Origin of the sequence: Pseudomonas sp. W15Feb34 (assembly GCF_023127765.1) — a bacterium.
GTDB classification, from domain to species: domain Bacteria; phylum Pseudomonadota; class Gammaproteobacteria; order Pseudomonadales; family Pseudomonadaceae; genus Aquipseudomonas; species Aquipseudomonas synxantha_A.
In genome coordinates this window covers 393,135-408,326 of record NZ_SPKN01000044.1, presented here as the reverse complement: position 1 = coordinate 408,326, position 15,192 = coordinate 393,135, and the positions used below count along the sequence as shown (strand labels likewise).

At 59.8% G+C, this 15,192-nt stretch carries 15 protein-coding genes; 11 read left to right on the top strand and 4 right to left on the bottom strand.

Annotation, left to right across the window (positions count from 1 at the left end):
- Positions 1–9: 9 nt before the first annotated feature.
- From E4O97_RS21825 to E4O97_RS21810, 4 genes are all read right to left on the bottom strand, one after another.
- Positions 10–1,266, bottom strand: coding sequence for a type II toxin-antitoxin system HipA family toxin (locus tag E4O97_RS21825; RefSeq protein WP_248162231.1), 1,257 nt, complete (start codon positions 1,264–1,266; stop codon positions 10–12).
- Complete coding sequence (locus E4O97_RS21820) at positions 1,208–1,567, bottom strand: helix-turn-helix transcriptional regulator (RefSeq protein WP_032878508.1); 360 nt, start codon at positions 1,565–1,567, stop codon at positions 1,208–1,210. The genes E4O97_RS21825 and E4O97_RS21820 overlap by 59 nt, the downstream gene beginning before the upstream one ends.
- 108 nt (positions 1,568–1,675) lie before the next feature.
- Complete coding sequence (locus E4O97_RS21815) at positions 1,676–2,380, bottom strand: DUF3142 domain-containing protein (protein ID WP_248162229.1); 705 nt, start codon at positions 2,378–2,380, stop codon at positions 1,676–1,678.
- Entirely contained in the window at positions 2,377–4,539 is a 2,163-nt protein-coding gene (locus E4O97_RS21810; protein WP_248162227.1) for an outer membrane assembly lipoprotein YfiO, read from the bottom strand. Before E4O97_RS21810 ends, E4O97_RS21815 begins: the two co-directional genes overlap by 4 nt.
- Positions 4,540–4,718: 179 nt before the next feature.
- Between E4O97_RS21810 and E4O97_RS21805 the strand changes: the two genes are divergently transcribed.
- The 11 genes from E4O97_RS21805 to E4O97_RS21755 all read left to right on the top strand — a co-directional run bounded on the left by E4O97_RS21805 (position 4,719) and on the right by E4O97_RS21755 (position 15,171).
- Positions 4,719–6,299, top strand: coding sequence for a glycosyltransferase family 39 protein (locus E4O97_RS21805; RefSeq protein ID WP_248162225.1), 1,581 nt, complete (start codon positions 4,719–4,721; stop codon positions 6,297–6,299).
- A 37-nt stretch (positions 6,300–6,336) separates the two neighbouring features.
- On the top strand, positions 6,337–6,582 hold the full coding sequence (locus E4O97_RS21800; RefSeq protein ID WP_148854214.1) for a DUF2789 domain-containing protein: 246 nt from the start codon (positions 6,337–6,339) through the stop codon (positions 6,580–6,582).
- Between the two features lie 96 nt (positions 6,583–6,678).
- The gene (locus E4O97_RS21795) at positions 6,679–8,172 is read left to right on the top strand and encodes a Fic family protein (RefSeq protein WP_248162223.1); all 1,494 of its coding nucleotides are present in this window, start codon (positions 6,679–6,681) and stop codon (positions 8,170–8,172) included.
- A gap of 73 nt (positions 8,173–8,245) precedes the next feature.
- Positions 8,246–8,899, top strand: coding sequence for a hypothetical protein (locus E4O97_RS21790; RefSeq protein WP_078819973.1), 654 nt, complete (start codon positions 8,246–8,248; stop codon positions 8,897–8,899).
- Positions 8,896–9,312: a hypothetical protein gene (locus E4O97_RS21785; RefSeq protein WP_078819974.1), complete on the top strand. Its 417-nt coding sequence runs from the start codon at positions 8,896–8,898 to the stop codon at positions 9,310–9,312. Before E4O97_RS21790 ends, E4O97_RS21785 begins: the two co-directional genes overlap by 4 nt.
- Before the next feature lie 309 nt (positions 9,313–9,621).
- On the top strand, positions 9,622–9,882 hold the full coding sequence (locus E4O97_RS21780; protein ID WP_248162222.1) for a short-chain dehydrogenase: 261 nt from the start codon (positions 9,622–9,624) through the stop codon (positions 9,880–9,882).
- A 262-nt stretch (positions 9,883–10,144) separates the two neighbouring features.
- Entirely contained in the window at positions 10,145–10,564 is a 420-nt protein-coding gene (locus E4O97_RS21775) for a MarR family transcriptional regulator (protein WP_005783580.1), read from the top strand.
- Entirely contained in the window at positions 10,561–12,639 is a 2,079-nt protein-coding gene (locus E4O97_RS21770) for an FUSC family protein (RefSeq protein ID WP_005783581.1), read from the top strand. Before E4O97_RS21775 ends, E4O97_RS21770 begins: the two co-directional genes overlap by 4 nt.
- Positions 12,636–12,845, top strand: coding sequence for a DUF1656 domain-containing protein (locus E4O97_RS21765; protein ID WP_003187469.1), 210 nt, complete (start codon positions 12,636–12,638; stop codon positions 12,843–12,845). Before E4O97_RS21770 ends, E4O97_RS21765 begins: the two co-directional genes overlap by 4 nt.
- Complete coding sequence (locus E4O97_RS21760; RefSeq protein WP_032878498.1) at positions 12,842–13,732, top strand: efflux RND transporter periplasmic adaptor subunit; 891 nt, start codon at positions 12,842–12,844, stop codon at positions 13,730–13,732. Before E4O97_RS21765 ends, E4O97_RS21760 begins: the two co-directional genes overlap by 4 nt.
- Complete coding sequence (locus tag E4O97_RS21755; RefSeq protein ID WP_032878497.1) at positions 13,729–15,171, top strand: efflux transporter outer membrane subunit; 1,443 nt, start codon at positions 13,729–13,731, stop codon at positions 15,169–15,171. The genes E4O97_RS21760 and E4O97_RS21755 overlap by 4 nt, the downstream gene beginning before the upstream one ends.
- Positions 15,172–15,192 lie beyond the last annotated feature (21 nt).

The following is a 15,192-nucleotide window of genomic DNA, read 5'->3' as shown; positions in this document are numbered from 1 at the left end:
TCCTTGATCCTAAGCGAGGTCTGCTGCAAACCGGGTACACACATTGGAAAGCATGCGCACATCGGCATCGCTACAGCCTGCCGCTTCGAAAAAGCCCGAGGCTTCTCGCACGACGGCATACATATCCGTGACGATGGACCTTGCTTCATCCGCCCCCAACCCAAAGCGTTCAGGCGTACTCAGCAAATTGCTGACAGACGATACCCTGCCCTCATTCCCGATGATCAACGCCTGCAAGCCTAGTTGCGTGGGGTGGGGCAACACGTCAAATACTGGCGCAAGGGAATAGCCCGAGGCGCTGGTCAGCAGAAGCCCGGTTTGTTTCAGGTGGTCGTCGCTATTGCCGATCAGCACATTGAAGGCCATACGCTTGTAAAGCTCACGCATGTCAAAGGTGGCATCGTCGCAGACCTTCTTCAACACGTCGGCGATCCTGGAATAGGAAACGGCACTCTCAACCGCGTCAACTCGCATTCGCGGCTTCTCAGTGCTGACCAACGAATTGCAGCTGACATAGTGCTCGCGTCCAGCCCCCTCATGCCGGTCAAAACGTTCGACCATCAAAACCGGTTTGCCGGCGACCTCTACCAACTTGTGCCCGGCTGCGGGTAGACCTGCCGCATCCGCCATTTGAAGGCTGGCGAATTCAGCAAGTGGTTGATCGAAAACATCGTCGCTACGGCCGAATTTAGCAATCCATTCCTTACCTTCGTGAGTCACGGTGACCTTCGGCCTGGCGCCGCCCATGGAACTGCCGAATTCGAATAGCCGTGCGATTTCCGCAGGCAGGTCGACATTACCTTTTTCGACCTGATCAAGGCCCACCATGATTTTCTCAAGGTCTTCAAATCGCGGAGGTTGGTGCAGAGTCGGCAACAGGTTTCTTGACGCACTGAACAGCAGGCAGCCCACTCCCGCACCCCGCGAAGCAAGGAGCCATTCAACTTCGTTTTGTGGATGCTGTTTGTGGGTCGCCAGTAGAACACGCCGACCCCAATTGTCGGGCGTTGCGTCGTCGAGCACACCAAACATGCGTGTCGAGGAATACTGGTTAGGGGTCAGTGGCAGGCTAAGCGGGTCAATCGCAAATGCGTTGGGGCGCGCAAGCCAGCTGTTGGCGTAGCGAAAAACGAATCCGCTTGCGTGCATGGCCACCTCACCAACAGGGACCGGATCACCGACTGAGTGAGCTGAAAAAACGAATGCGTTACCAATCGGCTTCCAAGACATCAGGTTCCCCTTCTGTGCGAATTCGGTCGGGCTCACGGGCGAGGCTCATGGTAATCCCAACCTGGTCAAGTTCTGGTGACGCAATGCTCGCCATACCTTCTTCCAGGTCCATCGCGCTAAGCACATTCATCAGCACGCCGAGGGATACGCCTGCTTCTCCCTGTCTCAGCCGCTGATACGTCTGTCGTGTAATGCCCGCCCGGCTGCATATGGTCGAGATTTTCAAACGGCGACGAATACGGGCTATTTCGATACCGTTCCCGATACCTCTCATCAGTTCAGCGCTTCTCTCTGAGATATACCCTTTGTGGGGGTATGGCTTGCCTGTTTCATGCATGATATATCACCCCTTAAGGCAGTAAGGGCAACTTATATCATTCAAGTTGCTAAGGCCACACGCAAAAAAACCGGTTTGATAGACGGTTTTTTTCCATGTTTGGAAGATTCAAGGGTTCTGCAAAAACACCACATACCCCCGAAACCACTCATTCCCTTGCAAATACCCTGGCGCCTCCCACTCGCCGCCTTGAATCAAACCGATCTTGAACGGAACTCCCATTCGGTTCATCCGTGGCAGGTACGCCGAATAATCCGGGATGCTGTGCCGTCCTTGATACGTCTGCACCACCACTTCGTCCACCACGCCTTTGAGCTGGGCGATGGCGGCCGGGTCGGCGTTGCTGCTCCAGTCCATCAGGCCGGTGATGCTTAACCGCAGGTCGGCAGGCAGACGCCGGCGCAGGTCGCGCAGAAAATCAGCGTATTCGTGCAGGTACTGGGTGCGGGCGTCGAAGTCGATCTGGATGCCGATCACAGGGTTACCCGCGTCGCGCCAGCGTTGCACCTGGCCGAGCAGTTGGGTGTAGACCTGTTCCGGCCAGTGCAAGGTGTGGGCGCGATAGACCACCCAGATTTCGCCTTGGCTAATGCGTGGCACGCTGATGCCTTGGGCGATCAATTGCACGCCGCGCTGGGGGGCGCGGCGGGTGGAGTTGATCTGGCCTTGCAGGATGTACAGGGTTTTTGCCTGCTTGATCACAGGCTGCGGCGTGACACCACTCCACAGCCAGAAAGCGTCATAGTCGCGGGCGTCGACGGCGCCGAAAGCCGGGCTCGCCAGCAACAACAAGCCCAGCCACAGCGACTTCACCAGTAGTACTGCAGCGACTTGCCCCACTGGGTATCGGCAAAACCGGTCTTGAGTTGGCGGAACCAGGCTTTGCGCACCGCTGGCGCAACGTCTTCACCCCCGCAGCTGTTGTAACCGGCCGGCGCGTAGCAGTTGATGGCGCGGAACAACGCGTACGCCTTGTCGGTTTTCGGTGCTTTGGCGTTGGCGATCACCTGTTTGTAGCCGTCCAGCCGCGAGAAGGTTTCACCCTTGAACTGCGATTCGGTGCTGCCCAGGCTGTCGGCGGCGCGGGGTTGTTCCAGTGGCATGCCGTCCAGGCCGTTGCGCAGGATGAACTCACCGAAGCAGTTCAAGGCGTGGGGGTTTTTGGCCTCATCCTGCAAGGTCGCGGCGGTTTGCGCGATGCTTGGGCAGGCGTAGCCGGATTCGGCCTTGTCACCATTCCACTGGAACAGCTTCAAGGTCTGGCCGCTGGTGTAGGTGTAGCCCAGGCTGGTGCCGAGCTTGCCATCAGAGAGCGAGGCCTGCTTGAGGTCATCGGCAAAGGTCGCGAACTGGCGGTGCAGCAGGTCTTTGTAGAGCAGCACGAATTGCGCGCTCTGGCGTTCGGTCGGGTCGCTGGCGTTGGCGATCTGCTGGCGCAGCAGGTCGGGCCCGGCGACGTTGCGCAGCAGGATGTAGCGCACTTGCTTGGCGCTGATCGGCGAATCGGTTGCGAACACCTTGGCCAGTTGGCCGCTGCGCTCATAGTTCATCGCCAGGGCTAACTCCAGTTGGTCGCGTTGCAGCGGTTGCTTGGCCAGCGGTAGCATTTGCAGCCACAGGCTCTCGGCGCCCTTCCAATCTTGCTTGGCCTCCAGTGCCAAGGCGCGCAAGGTCTGCTGGCTGAAGGCAAAGTAGTCGAGGTTCGACGGCATATCCGCAGGCAGATGCTTGAGGGCAGCATCAGGTTGATGCTCGACGTACAGGGCATACGCCGCTTGCAGGTAGTCGAACAACGCCGGTTCGTTGGCGAATGTGCTCTTTTGCTTGTCGAGGTCTTCGCGGCTCAACAGGGGCGGCGTATGGGCGCGCATCGCCATCAGGTCGCTGACCACTTGCAGCATCGGGCTGTTCGCCGAGTTGTTGCCGACCATGAGCAACTTGAGGTCGGCTTCTTCGACCAACTCGTCGACGCTCACGTTACGCTGGGCGTCAGTGGCCTCGGTGAATTGCCAGGTGAAGTCTTCGGCGAGCTTGGCGTCGTCGTTCGCCAGCCAATGCACGCGGCGCAACAGGCCACGGGCGGACGCAACGTAATCGCCTTGTGGATAATGTTTCAGGTAACCGAGAAAGCCTTCTTCAGCGTCGCTCAAGGCAGACTTATCCACATGCTCGCGTTGCGGCATCCCGTACTCATCGAAGGCTTCGGCCTGGGCCCGGTTCAACGAGGTGCGTGCGGTCATGTACAGCGCGGTTTCTTTCAGCCAGGGCACCTCGCTGGTCGAGGCGGCGGCGAAACCGCGCTCGGCGTAAACGAAGCGACCGCCGTAGAAATCGGCGGCGGCCTGCAGGTAAGTGCGAAACAGCTGGGCATTGGCCGAGGGCGTCAACTGCGCGTCCACCACCTGGCCTGTGAAGTCACAGGTGGTCAGCAACTGCAACCGCGCTTTCACCAGCACGTCGCGCTCGGCTGGCGGCATATCGGCTTTGATCACCTGACTGATAAACGCCGTGGCGCTGTCATCGCTGTTGCTGCGGCAGCGGCTGCCTTCGCCATTCAGGAACGCTTCACCGGCAGTCTTGTATTCCTCGCGCTTGATGCCCAGCGGTTGGAGCAGGGTGTCGAGTTCGGCCGTGCGTGAATCGTCCGCTTTGTTATCGGGCTCATCATTCGCGGCCGGCACCGGCACCAGGCGATACACCGGAAACGGCACCGGGCCGAGACCCTGGGCCAAATCGTCTTCGCCCAAGGCATTGGGCGTCAGCGGCGCGGCTTTTTTGTCGGCCAGCAACAGGCGCAGGTTGACCCGGCTGTCGTTGCCCGGGCTGAGAAAGGGCTGGTTGCTGCACGGTTCGAGGCTGTCACGCGAGACGCGCCAGTCGGGGTAGCATGAATCGTCGGAACTGGCCTGGGCCTGTAGGGAAATACCGGCCAGCAGGGCCAGTGCCAGAGGTGACAAAAAACCGATGCGCATGACGTGTCCTTGATCCTGAGTCCTTGGAGGGCCCCAATAATAGCCTGTTCTGAGCGGTGCTTCGGTGAGGTCCTACGCAAAATACCGATTTGTCCGATTCCAGCGGCGAAGCCTGGGCTTTTGTCCTAGAGTGGCGGTGTTTGCGCTCAGGCAAGCGAGCTAATGCCAGGGGTATTGAAGTGCGTCGGTCTGTGGTTGAGCAAAACGAAAAAGCCGGAGCGCTGCCAGCCTTGCAGCGCCTGGCCTGGCAAGGTGCTGGTCGACTCAGCCGTCTCTGGTGGGTACCGATCTTGGCGCTGGCCATGGCCCTGCGGTTTTACCACCTCACCTCGGCGGCGATCTGGGGCGATGAAGGGTCGAGCCTGTTGCTCAGTGAATACGCCGTGGCCGACCTGTGGTTTCACGCGGCCCATGATGTGCATCCGCCGCTGTATTTCTTCCTGCTGCGCGGCTGGATCGAAGTGTTCGGCGACAGCATCGGGCCCATTCGCAGCATGAGCGCGCTGCCGGGCGTAGCCGTGGTTGGCTTGGGCATCTGGCTGACGCGGCAACTGTCCACCCGGCGCACGGCGGTGCTGGCGGGCATCCTGCTGGCGCTGTTGCCGACGGCGGTGCGCTACAGCCAGGAAGTGCGCATGTATTCGCTGCTGGGCGTGTGGCTGCTGGGCGCCACGCTGGCGCTGGTGTACTGGATGCGTCAGCCCGAACGCACGCGCTATTTGGCCGCGTATGTGCTGTTGATGAGTGCCGGTTTCTACACGCATTACTTCACCGCGCTGTGCGTGCTGGTGCATTGGGCTTATCTGGGGATGCAGGCGCCAGGCCAACGTTTGATAACGCGGCCTGCATGGTGGGCGGCCAACGTGGTGATCGTGTTGTTGTACCTGCCTTGGCTGCCGAACCTGTTGGACCTGGTGCAGCATGTCGACCAGCTCAAGGTGGGCGGCGACATCGGCTGGGAAGAGCCGGTCAACCTGCTGTCTGTGCCCTCGATGATCTGGCAGTTCGTGTTGCAGGATGCCGGCGATGATTTGTGGACGCCGCTGTTCTGGATATTTCCGCTGCTGCTGATTGCGGTGGTGTGGATGACGGCCTGGCGCCACCCGGGAGCTCGTTTGCCGGCGTTGTTTTTCTTGTTGCCGTTGCTGTTGGTGTATGGCGTGTCGTTTATCTCGCCGGTCTTTATCGAGCGCTACCTTACGGTGTATGCCCTGGGTTTGCCGATCGTCCTGGCGCTTGCCATCGACCGCTTGCCGTCACGCTTGTCATGGCTGGGCGCAGCGCTGTGGGTGCTGTTTGTGGGCATGGAACTGCTGGGCCTGAAGAACAACTTCGAGGTGGATGAGCACGACCAATTCAACGTGCCGGTGGAGTTCGTCAATCGCAATTACCAGGAAGACGACCGCATCGTCCTCAGCGATATGATGTGGTATCTGAGCTACGTGTACTACGACGAAACTGACGCCCAGTTGCAGCTCTACACCCCGCCCAAACCCGACGGCACGTCGACCCGGCCAAATGCCTACGGCTTCGGCACCCTGGTAGATCAGGATGGCGGGCGCATCTATCTGGATTCTTTATCGGCATTACCGGCCAATACCCGGCGCGTATGGCTGATCAGCAGCAATGAAGCACCGGACGACTTCGCCCCGCTCCCCGAAGGTTGGCGCGAGCTCAGTCGCCAGGACGGCGGTGGCGCACGGGCGCGTCTGTTCGTGCTGTGCAAGGTGCCGGCGCCGCAACCTGAGGGTTGCCGCTAGACTCGATTAACCCTTCTCTATCAGGCAGGAGCTCATCATGGAATCGCCAGTGCATAGCTTGCCGTCGTTGTTCAAACAGCTTGGGCTGGACGATGACCCGGTCAGTATTGAAAAATTTGTAGCCACTCATTCGCCGCTCAAGCCCGAATTGGAACTGGCGGATGCGTTTTTCTGGACGGCCAGCCAAAAAGCGTTTTTGCGTGAGGAGATTCTCGAAGATGCGGATTGGGCGGAGGTGGTGGATGAACTGAACTTGATGTTGCGCGGTGGGCGAGGGGTGTAAAAAACTTAGCCGTTACGCTGAAACTTGAAAAAATCTGGTGAGGCTTGAAAAAATCTGGGTTTTAATCGCTTCAGTGAGCTTTTTCTGAGGTTACGGATGTCTTTGGTCGGTTATGCCCATCTCCATCAGACCCTCGGGCTGAAAGCCATTGCGCCTGCCCGTACCGCAATGATCAAGCCTGTCACGCGGATCTCGATGATTGGCGATTGCCTGGCCGTTCCCCATGGAGTGGCGCCTGCTGCTGATTCAGTGCTCGACCATATTCTCTTTGCCCTCAAACACGAAGGCATCAACCTCGGCATCCTTGCCCAGGCACTTGAAGCGGTCAGCGCGGACCAACTGCTGCAAGAGCTGGATAAAGCACCCAACGGCGTATTCATCCGCAAAGCCTGTTATTTATGGGAGGGCCTGACCCTCCAACGGTTGGACTACAGCAAGCCAATCAACAGCCGCGTTTCCCCTCTGTTTGATCCGCAACGCTACGTAACCGGGCCTTCTACGCGAAATTCCCGCTGGCGGATCGACTTCAACGGTTTGGGTTCTTTGGCCTACTGTGCGACTGTTGAGCGTACGCAGGAAATTGATGCCTTGATGAGCCTCGATGTCCTGGGCCGTGCCAAATCCTTCATGGCCAGCCTCCCACCCGAAATGATGGACCGCGCCATCCAGTGGGCGTACCTGCACGAAACCCGCGATTCATTTGCCATCGAAAAAGAACAACCCAGCGAAGAAAAATCCCGCCGTTTCGTCCAACTACTGCGCCAGTCCCATGAAGGCCGTTTGCTCACCGAAGACTACTTGGTCGAACTGCAAAACAGCACCGTCTCCAATCCCTTCGACAAAGCCGTTGCGTTTCGCCACGAACAAAATCATCTGCACAACGGCCTGCGCGGCGGCGCCGGTGTGAGCTACGTGCCGCCAGCACCAGAGCTTTGCCAGGAACTGATGGAAGAGCTGATGGCCTTCGCCAACCAACCCGTGCGAGACGTTGATCCCTTGGTCGCGGCTGCCGTCACTGCTTTCGGCTTCGTGTTCCTGCACCCGTTCATGGACGGTAATGGCCGCCTGTCTCGCTTCCTGATCCACCAGACGCTTTGTCATTACGGCGCACTGGGAAATGGCTTGTTGCTACCAGTCTCCGTCGCCATGAAGCACGAGGAACAAGCCTATCTGGAGGCGCTCAAGACCTTCTCCCAGCCGACGCGGGAATTCTGGAACGTTACTTGGCTGGACGGCGACCACATGGCGTTCGACTTCATCGGCCACCCCTCGATCTACCGCTACTGGGACGCCACCCGCTGCGTCGAATTCACCCTGCAAATGGCCCGCCGCGCACTGGAAGTCGAACTGCGCGAAGAAACCGAATTCCTCGACCGCTACGACCGCGTGATCAAGGCCGTGAATCAACGCTACGACGTGCGTGGCAGTGATTTGTCGAAGCTGGTGATGATGTGCCTGGATAACGAGGGCAAGCTTTCCAAGCATCGGTGCAAACAGTTTCAGTACAGCGTGGCGGAGGAGGTGTTTGGGTTTATTGAGGAGGAGGTGGGGCATGCTCTGCGCGAAATCGGGAAATTTCCTATCGAGTAAACGGAAGTGGACGATAGTGGTCGGTGCGGCAGGTCGTTATTAACAGGCGCTGACTCCCTGCTCTGGACACAATATGAAACGCCTGATTCCCCGCGACGAAATTGAAAACTATGAACTCACAAAGATCGAGAGTCCCTATTTTGCGAGAATAAGAATAAGGGAGTTTTTTCGTGCGCCGTATGCGTTGCCCGGACTGCGTGGGCTGCTCAGGGAGTGCAATATTTCTCCGGTGTGTTGCTCCACGGAACAAGAGCAACGGCGGGTTATAGACAAACTGGCAGTTGGTGATTGGTTGTTTGTGACGGACCGCCCCTTTCTCCCCTTAAGTAGGGAATGTCGCGTCAAGTACGGATATTTAATGGGTCAGCGGCTGTATGTCGGGCCTGGCAAATGGGAGAAGGTAAGCATCGATTACGATGGAATTAAAAATACCGCGATTCTCGCCGCTAATCGGTTAGTTTCAGCAGCTGATGAGGGTCGGGTGTTTTTATCGGATGGAAAGGATCTTGCGAACACCACCAGAGTTATGACTCAGCGGTGGGTAAGGCTTGATAGTCGAGATGATCAACTCACCCACAGATCAGTTGAGCGTCGATATGGAGAGCTGCGGCATATAAAGCAGCGTTATTTGGAGGGCGATGACAACTGGCAAGTGGGTGGTAAGTCGTGGCATTGGCAGCCTGTAACACCGGATGTGGTTTATGAATACAAGGAGGCAGGAAAGTGACGCGCAAGCATGTTTTTTGGTTTTGGGGGGCAATGGATGCCCTTTATCTGATTCGGTATGCAGTGACCAGCGCAATGGAGGGAAGGATTCCTTATTTAAGCGATATTGAAAGTGCTTCGTGGGTGCTGCGTGAGCATAGTGTTGTGCAGTTGTACATGTTCGGTTTTGCCATGCTGCTGCAAGTTTCCATCGTTCTCTCGTGTCTGCTGTTCTTTCTTGGTCGTGAACAGGTGAGGTGGGTTACTTACTTTCAAACACCCTTGCGATTGGCTTTTATTGTGCCTTCTGTTTCGCTGTTGCTGGTAGGTGCTCAGCTTGTTCCTAACTACAATGTGGTGTTGATGGCTGTGCTAGTGGCTGGCTCTGAAGGCGTTAAGGTGTGGAGCGTATGGCGATGGAGGAAAAAATCTTGACCAGCCAAGAGGCATGACGATCAACCGAGCCGGTTGCACATCCTCGACCATCCCCCCTATAGTTCGCCCCGTCGCCGCACATCGGCGATCGGATTTGGCGATCCGCGTTCTACGAAGCGTTACAGCGTTCAAATTCCGTGCTTTCCCCGTGGGTGAAGGCACGCAGTTTTATGGCGGCTGTGCGCGGGAGATCTTCGGATCTGCCGGGTTTCGTAGATTACCGGTTCGCCAACCTGCGTACAGCTGCCACCCTTTCTCGTTTGGCGACGAGCAATGGTGATTTTGAACTCAATCTTCGAGATTTAACTCATGGAACAATTTTCTGCTTTCAAGTCCAACCCCACCAGCGTTCCCGTCCTCGCCTTCAACACCTTTGCCCCCTCGCATTTGCTCCACGAAACAGCTCGCAGTCGCGTGCGTATCGGCACTGAGCTTTTGGAGACCCTCGTCTCAACAAGCGACAACCCAAACCTCCATCACTTGGTCACTGCCGCATTGGTTTCACTGCGCGATGGCCTGGACATGCTGGGCGAGATCCAGCGTCGCCTCGATGGTCAGGCTGAAAAATAGCCCGGGCATCCGACGCTGATCCAAATGTGGGAGGGGGCTTGCTCCCGATGAGGGCGTGTCAGTAAATGCATCAGTGGCTGACCCCTCGCCATCGGGAGCAAGCCCCCTCCCACATTCGCCCGGCGGTGTAGCCGCTGAATCGCTCCATCCATCGAGAAATTGTTTCAAAACTTGACGGCTCTTCCTCCCTCCACCATATTAATAGTTAGCAAACTAACTGTATGCGAACTATCCAGTGTCCCAATCCCTCGAACAACTTCAGATGAACCTGAGCAGCAGCATGGTGGTGGGCGCCCGTAACTGGCGCAAAATCTGCCAGACCACGCTGGTCAGCTATGGCATCTCCGAAGCCTGCGCCGTGCCGTTGTTGATGATCGGTCGCTTGGGTGACGGTGTGCACCAGGTCAAAGTAGCCCAGGCCTCCGGCATGGAAAGCCCGTCATTGGTGCGCCTGCTCGATCGTCTGTGCGGCGACGGCTATGTGTGCCGCACCGAAGACATCCACGACCGCCGCGCCAAGGCCCTGAGCCTCACCGAGCGCGGCCGTGAACTGGTGCAGGCGGTAGAAGCCCAACTGGTTCGCCTGCGCAAGGAAGTCCTTGTGGATATCGCGCCCACCGACCTGGAAGCCGCACTGCGCGTGCTGCGCGCCTTCGAAGCGGCCGAGGCTGTGGCGCCTTGAACGGATTTTTTACCGGCTTCCCGCCCGCCCGCGACTGGTTCTACGGGGTCCGCACGTTCGCCGCGTCGATGATTGCGCTGTACATCGCCATGCTGATGCAAATGCCGCGTCCGTACTGGGCGATGGCTACCGTGTATATCGTCTCCAGCCCGTTTGTCGGGCCCACCAGTTCCAAGGCTTTGTACCGCGCCATTGGCACCTTTATGGGGGCAGCGGCGGCGGTGCTGTTTGTGCCGATGTTCGTGCAGTCGCCTTACCTGTTGGTGGTAGTGATTGCGTTATGGACGGGCACCTTGCTGTTCCTCTCCATGCACCTGCGCACGGCCAATAATTACGCCCTGATGCTGGCCGGCTATACCTTGCCGCTGATCGCCCTGCCAGTGGTGGATAACCCCCTGGCGGTGTGGGACGTGGCTGAAGCGCGTACCGAAGAAATCTTCCTTGGCATCGCGGTCGCAGCGGTGGTGGGCGCAATGTTCTGGCCACGGCGCCTGATGCCGGTGTTCGATGGCTCGGTGGCCAAGTGGTTCAGCGATGCTCAGGTCTATAGCCAACGCTTCCTCACCCGCCAGATTGACCCTGAAGCGGTCAGCAACCTGCGCGGTGGCATGGTTGCCACCTTCAACACCCTTGAGTTGATGATCGGCCAGTTGCCCCACGAAGGCGCGCGGCCGCAAACGGTGCGCAACACCAAAGAACTGCGCGGGCGCATGATTCATCTGCTGCCGGTAATCGACGCGCTGGATGACGCGGTGTACGCCATCGAGCATCGCGCACCGGAGTTTCTCGACCGGCTCAAACCGTTGCTGGAGGAAGCCAACGCCTGGCTGCAAAGCACCACTGAACAAGCGCCCCTGGAACGCTGGCGTGTGCTGCGTGACCAGATCGACGCCGCGCAACCCCAGGGCGAGGCGCTGGATGACCGCCACACGTTGCTGTTCTCCAACGCCCTGTACCGCCTCGGCGAATGGGTCGACTTGTGGCAAGACTGTCGCAGCCTGCAAGCCGCCATCCAGTGTGAAAGCCAGGACACCTGGCGCGCCGTCTACCGCCACTGGCGCCTGGGCCGGCTCACGCCATTTCTCGACCGTGGCCTGATGTTCTACTCGGCGTTTTCCACCGTGACCGCGATCATCGTCGCCTCGGTGCTGTGGATTCTGCTGGGCTGGACCGATGGCGGCAGCGCCGTGATCCTGGCCGCCGTCGCCTGCAGCTTCTTCGCTTCGATGGACGACCCGGCGCCGCAGATCTACCGGTTCTTTTTCTGGACCGCCATGTCGGTGCTGTTCGCCAGCCTGTATCTGTTCCTGGTGCTGCCCAACCTGCACGATTTCCCCATGCTGGTGCTGGCCTTCGCCGTGCCGTTTATCTGCATCGGCACCCTCACCGTGCAGCCACGCTTCTACCTGGGCATGTTGCTGACGCTGGTCAACACCTCGTCGTTCATCAGCATCCAGGGCGCCTATGACGCGGATTTTCTCAACTTCGCCAACGTCAACCTGGCTGGGCCCGTGGGCCTGCTGTTCGCATTTGTGTGGACCTTGATCGCCCGGCCCTTCGGCGCCGAACTGGCGGCCAAGCGCCTGACCCGTTTCAGCTGGCGTGACATCGTTGGCCTGACCGAGCCCGCAACCCTGAACGAACACCGGCACATGGCCGCACAAATGCTCGACCGCCTGATGCAACACCTGCCGCGCCTGGCCCTTACCGGCCAAGACACCGGCAGCGCCCTGCGCGACCTGCGCGTAGCGCTGAACCTGCTCGACCTGCTGGCCTACTCGCCGCGCATCCTCGGTGTGCCACGGGTGTTGCTCAACCAGGTGGTGGAAGGGGTGGGCGGTTACTTCAAAGCGTGCCTCAAGGCCGGTGAACGCTTGCCCGCACCCAGCGGTCTGCTGATGACCCTGGACCGTACGCGCCGCGCCCTCAACGGCCAGGGCCTGCAAGACGAAGACGACACCCGCCTGCACCTGCTGCACGCCTTGGCCGGCCTGCGCCTGGCGTTGTTGCCCGGTGTGGAATTCATTGGCGGCACGGAAATGGAAGCGCCGCTACCCGATGGAGCGCCTTTATGATCGGTGATCTGGATATCAGCGGGGTGTTCCTGCCCACGCTGCTGGTGCTGATGGGCATTACCTATGTGTTGTTTCTGGTGGTGCACGGGCTGTTGACGCGCATGCACTTCTATCGCCTGGTCTGGCACCGGGCATTGTTCAATGTGGGGCTTTACGCGCTGTTGCTGGGCGCGGTGGACTCACTCAGTCGATATTTGATGACATGAAAAAACCTTTTTTGACTATCGGCCGTGTCGTCCTGACGTTGTTGATCGTGAGTTTCGCGGTCGTCGTTGTGTGGCGCATGGTCATGTACTACATGTTTGCCCCCTGGACCCGTGACGGCCACATCCGCGCCGACATCGTGCAGATCGCCCCGGACGTCTCCGGGCTGATCCAGCGGGTGGACGTGCGTGACAACCAGTTGGTGACCAAAGGCCAGGTGCTCTTTGCCGTCGACCAGGACCGCTTCAAGCTGGCCCTGCGCCAAGCCCAGGCCGCCGTGGCCGACCGCCAGGAAACCCTGGCCCAGGCCCAGCGCGAGTACAAGCGTAACCGTGGCCTCGGCAACCTGGTGCCCAGCGAGCAGTTGGAAGAAAGCCAGTCCCGCGTGGCTCGCGCCCAGTCCGCCCTGGCCGAAGCGCAAGTGACGGTGGACTCCGCCCAACTCAACCTCGACCGCTCGGTGATCCGCAGCCCCGTGGACGGCTACGTCAACGACCGCGCACCGCGCACCCAGGAGTTCGTCACTGCCGGGCGCCCGGTGCTGTCGGTGGTGGACAGCAACTCCTTCCACATCGACGGCTACTTCGAAGAAACCAAGCTCGACGGCATCCACGTCGGTATGGGCGTGGACATCCGCGTGATCGGCGACAACGCTCGACTGCACGGGCATGTGCAGAGCATCGTCGCCGGTATCGAAGACCGCGACCGCAGCAGCGGCTCGAACCTGCTGCCCAACGTCAACCCGGCGTTCAGCTGGGTGCGCCTGGCCCAGCGGATCCCCGTGCGCATTGCCTTTGACGATGTGCCGGCGGACTTTCGCATGATCGCCGGGCGCACGGCGACGGTGTCGATCATCGACGACAAGGTTAAAGACGGGGACAAACCATGAAGCGGCTTCTGGCAACCGCTTCCCTGGGATTGTTGCTGTCGGCCTGCCAAGTAGTGGGCCCGGATTACAAACTGCCGGAGCAGGCCGCAGTCAACCGTGGCGACCTGCAAGGACCGATCATGGGCGAGGGCAGCAACGTGGTCTCGGCGCCGGTTCCGGCCGATTGGTGGAAGCTGTATAACGACCCGCGCCTGGACCAGCTGGTGCAGCAGGCCATGGCCTCCAACACCGATCTGCGCGTGGCCGCCGCCAACTTGCAGCGTTCGCGTTACCAGGTGCAGCAGGCTGAATCCGCCGGCGGCTGGAGTGCCGGCGCCAAGGCCGAGGCCCAGCGCTTGCAGGAATCTGGCGAAGCATTTTTGCTGCCGGACAAAGTCCCGGTCGGCAACATCGGCAGCGTCGGCATCACCACGTCCTATCAGTTCGACCTGTTCGGCACCTTGCAGCGCGGCATCGAAAGCGCCAAGGCCAGCGCCGATGCAACCCAGGCGGCGGCGGATATCGCTCGCATCACCCTGGTGGCCGATGTGGTGCGTTCCTACACCCAGGTGTGCGCGGCCAACGAAGAGCTGGCGATTGCCAACGAATCCCTCGATCTGCAAGCGCAGAGCACCAAGCTGACCCAGCGCCTGCGGGATGCCGGGCGCGGCGACGAAACCCAGGTGACCCGCTCGCAAACCCAATACAAATCCCTGCGCGCCGACATTCCGCGCTATGAAGCCTCGCGCCAGGCCGCACTGTTCCGCCTGTCGATGCTGCTGGCCAAGCCCGTAGACCAACTGCCGGCCGGCACTGGCACCTGCGCCGAGCTGCCACACATCGCCCAGTTGCTGCCGGTGGGCGACGGTGCCACGCTGCTCAAACGTCGCCCTGATGTGCGCCAGGCTGAGCGCCAGTTGGCTGCCGCGACCGCACGTATCGGCGTGGCCACCGGCGCGCTGTATCCGGATATCAGCATCGGCGCCACGGTAGGCACCGTGGGCCTGCTGGAAAACCTCGGCACACCGGCCACCAACCGCTGGGGCTTTGGCCCGATGATCAGTTGGACCGTGCCGACCAACGGCGCCCGTGCGCGTATCCATGAAGCCGAAGCTGCGACCCAGGGCGCTTTGGCGCACTTCGACGGCGTGGTGCTCAATGCCATCCGTGAAACCCAGACCGGCCTGGCGCAATACACCGCGGTGTTGCAGCGCCGCGACGCCCTGGCCGAAGCCGAACAGTCGGCGCGAGAAGCCGCAGGCCAGACCCATCGCTTCTTCCAGGCCGGCCGCGAATCGTTCCTGGCCGACCTGCAAGCCACGCGCACCTACACCGATATGCGCGCGCAATTGGCGACGGCCAACACCCAGGTTGCCATGAGCCAGATCGATCTGTTCCTGGCCCTGGGCGGCGGCTGGGAAAGCGGACGAACGCAAGGGGTAAAACCCGGCAAACCGTGAGGTGATTGCTATGCTTTGTCA

Bases quoted from the DNA above. Each gene is read 5' to 3' on its own strand.
- E4O97_RS21810 (WP_248162227.1), bottom strand. From the start codon at position 4,539: ATGCGCATCGGTTTTTTGTCACCTCTGGCACTGGCCCTGCTGGCCGGT.
- E4O97_RS21765 (WP_003187469.1), top strand. From the start codon at position 12,636: ATGATCGGTGATCTGGATATCAGCGGGGTGTTCCTGCCCACGCTGCTG.
- E4O97_RS21800 (WP_148854214.1), top strand. From the start codon at position 6,337: ATGGAATCGCCAGTGCATAGCTTGCCGTCGTTGTTCAAACAGCTTGGG.
- E4O97_RS21755 (WP_032878497.1), top strand. From the start codon at position 13,729: ATGAAGCGGCTTCTGGCAACCGCTTCCCTGGGATTGTTGCTGTCGGCC.
- E4O97_RS21780 (WP_248162222.1), top strand. From the start codon at position 9,622: ATGGAACAATTTTCTGCTTTCAAGTCCAACCCCACCAGCGTTCCCGTC.
- E4O97_RS21795 (WP_248162223.1), top strand. From the start codon at position 6,679: ATGTCTTTGGTCGGTTATGCCCATCTCCATCAGACCCTCGGGCTGAAA.
- E4O97_RS21775 (WP_005783580.1), top strand. From the start codon at position 10,145: ATGAACCTGAGCAGCAGCATGGTGGTGGGCGCCCGTAACTGGCGCAAA.
- E4O97_RS21820 (WP_032878508.1), bottom strand. From the start codon at position 1,567: ATGCATGAAACAGGCAAGCCATACCCCCACAAAGGGTATATCTCAGAG.
- E4O97_RS21790 (WP_078819973.1), top strand. From the start codon at position 8,246: ATGAAACGCCTGATTCCCCGCGACGAAATTGAAAACTATGAACTCACA.
- E4O97_RS21760 (WP_032878498.1), top strand. From the start codon at position 12,842: ATGAAAAAACCTTTTTTGACTATCGGCCGTGTCGTCCTGACGTTGTTG.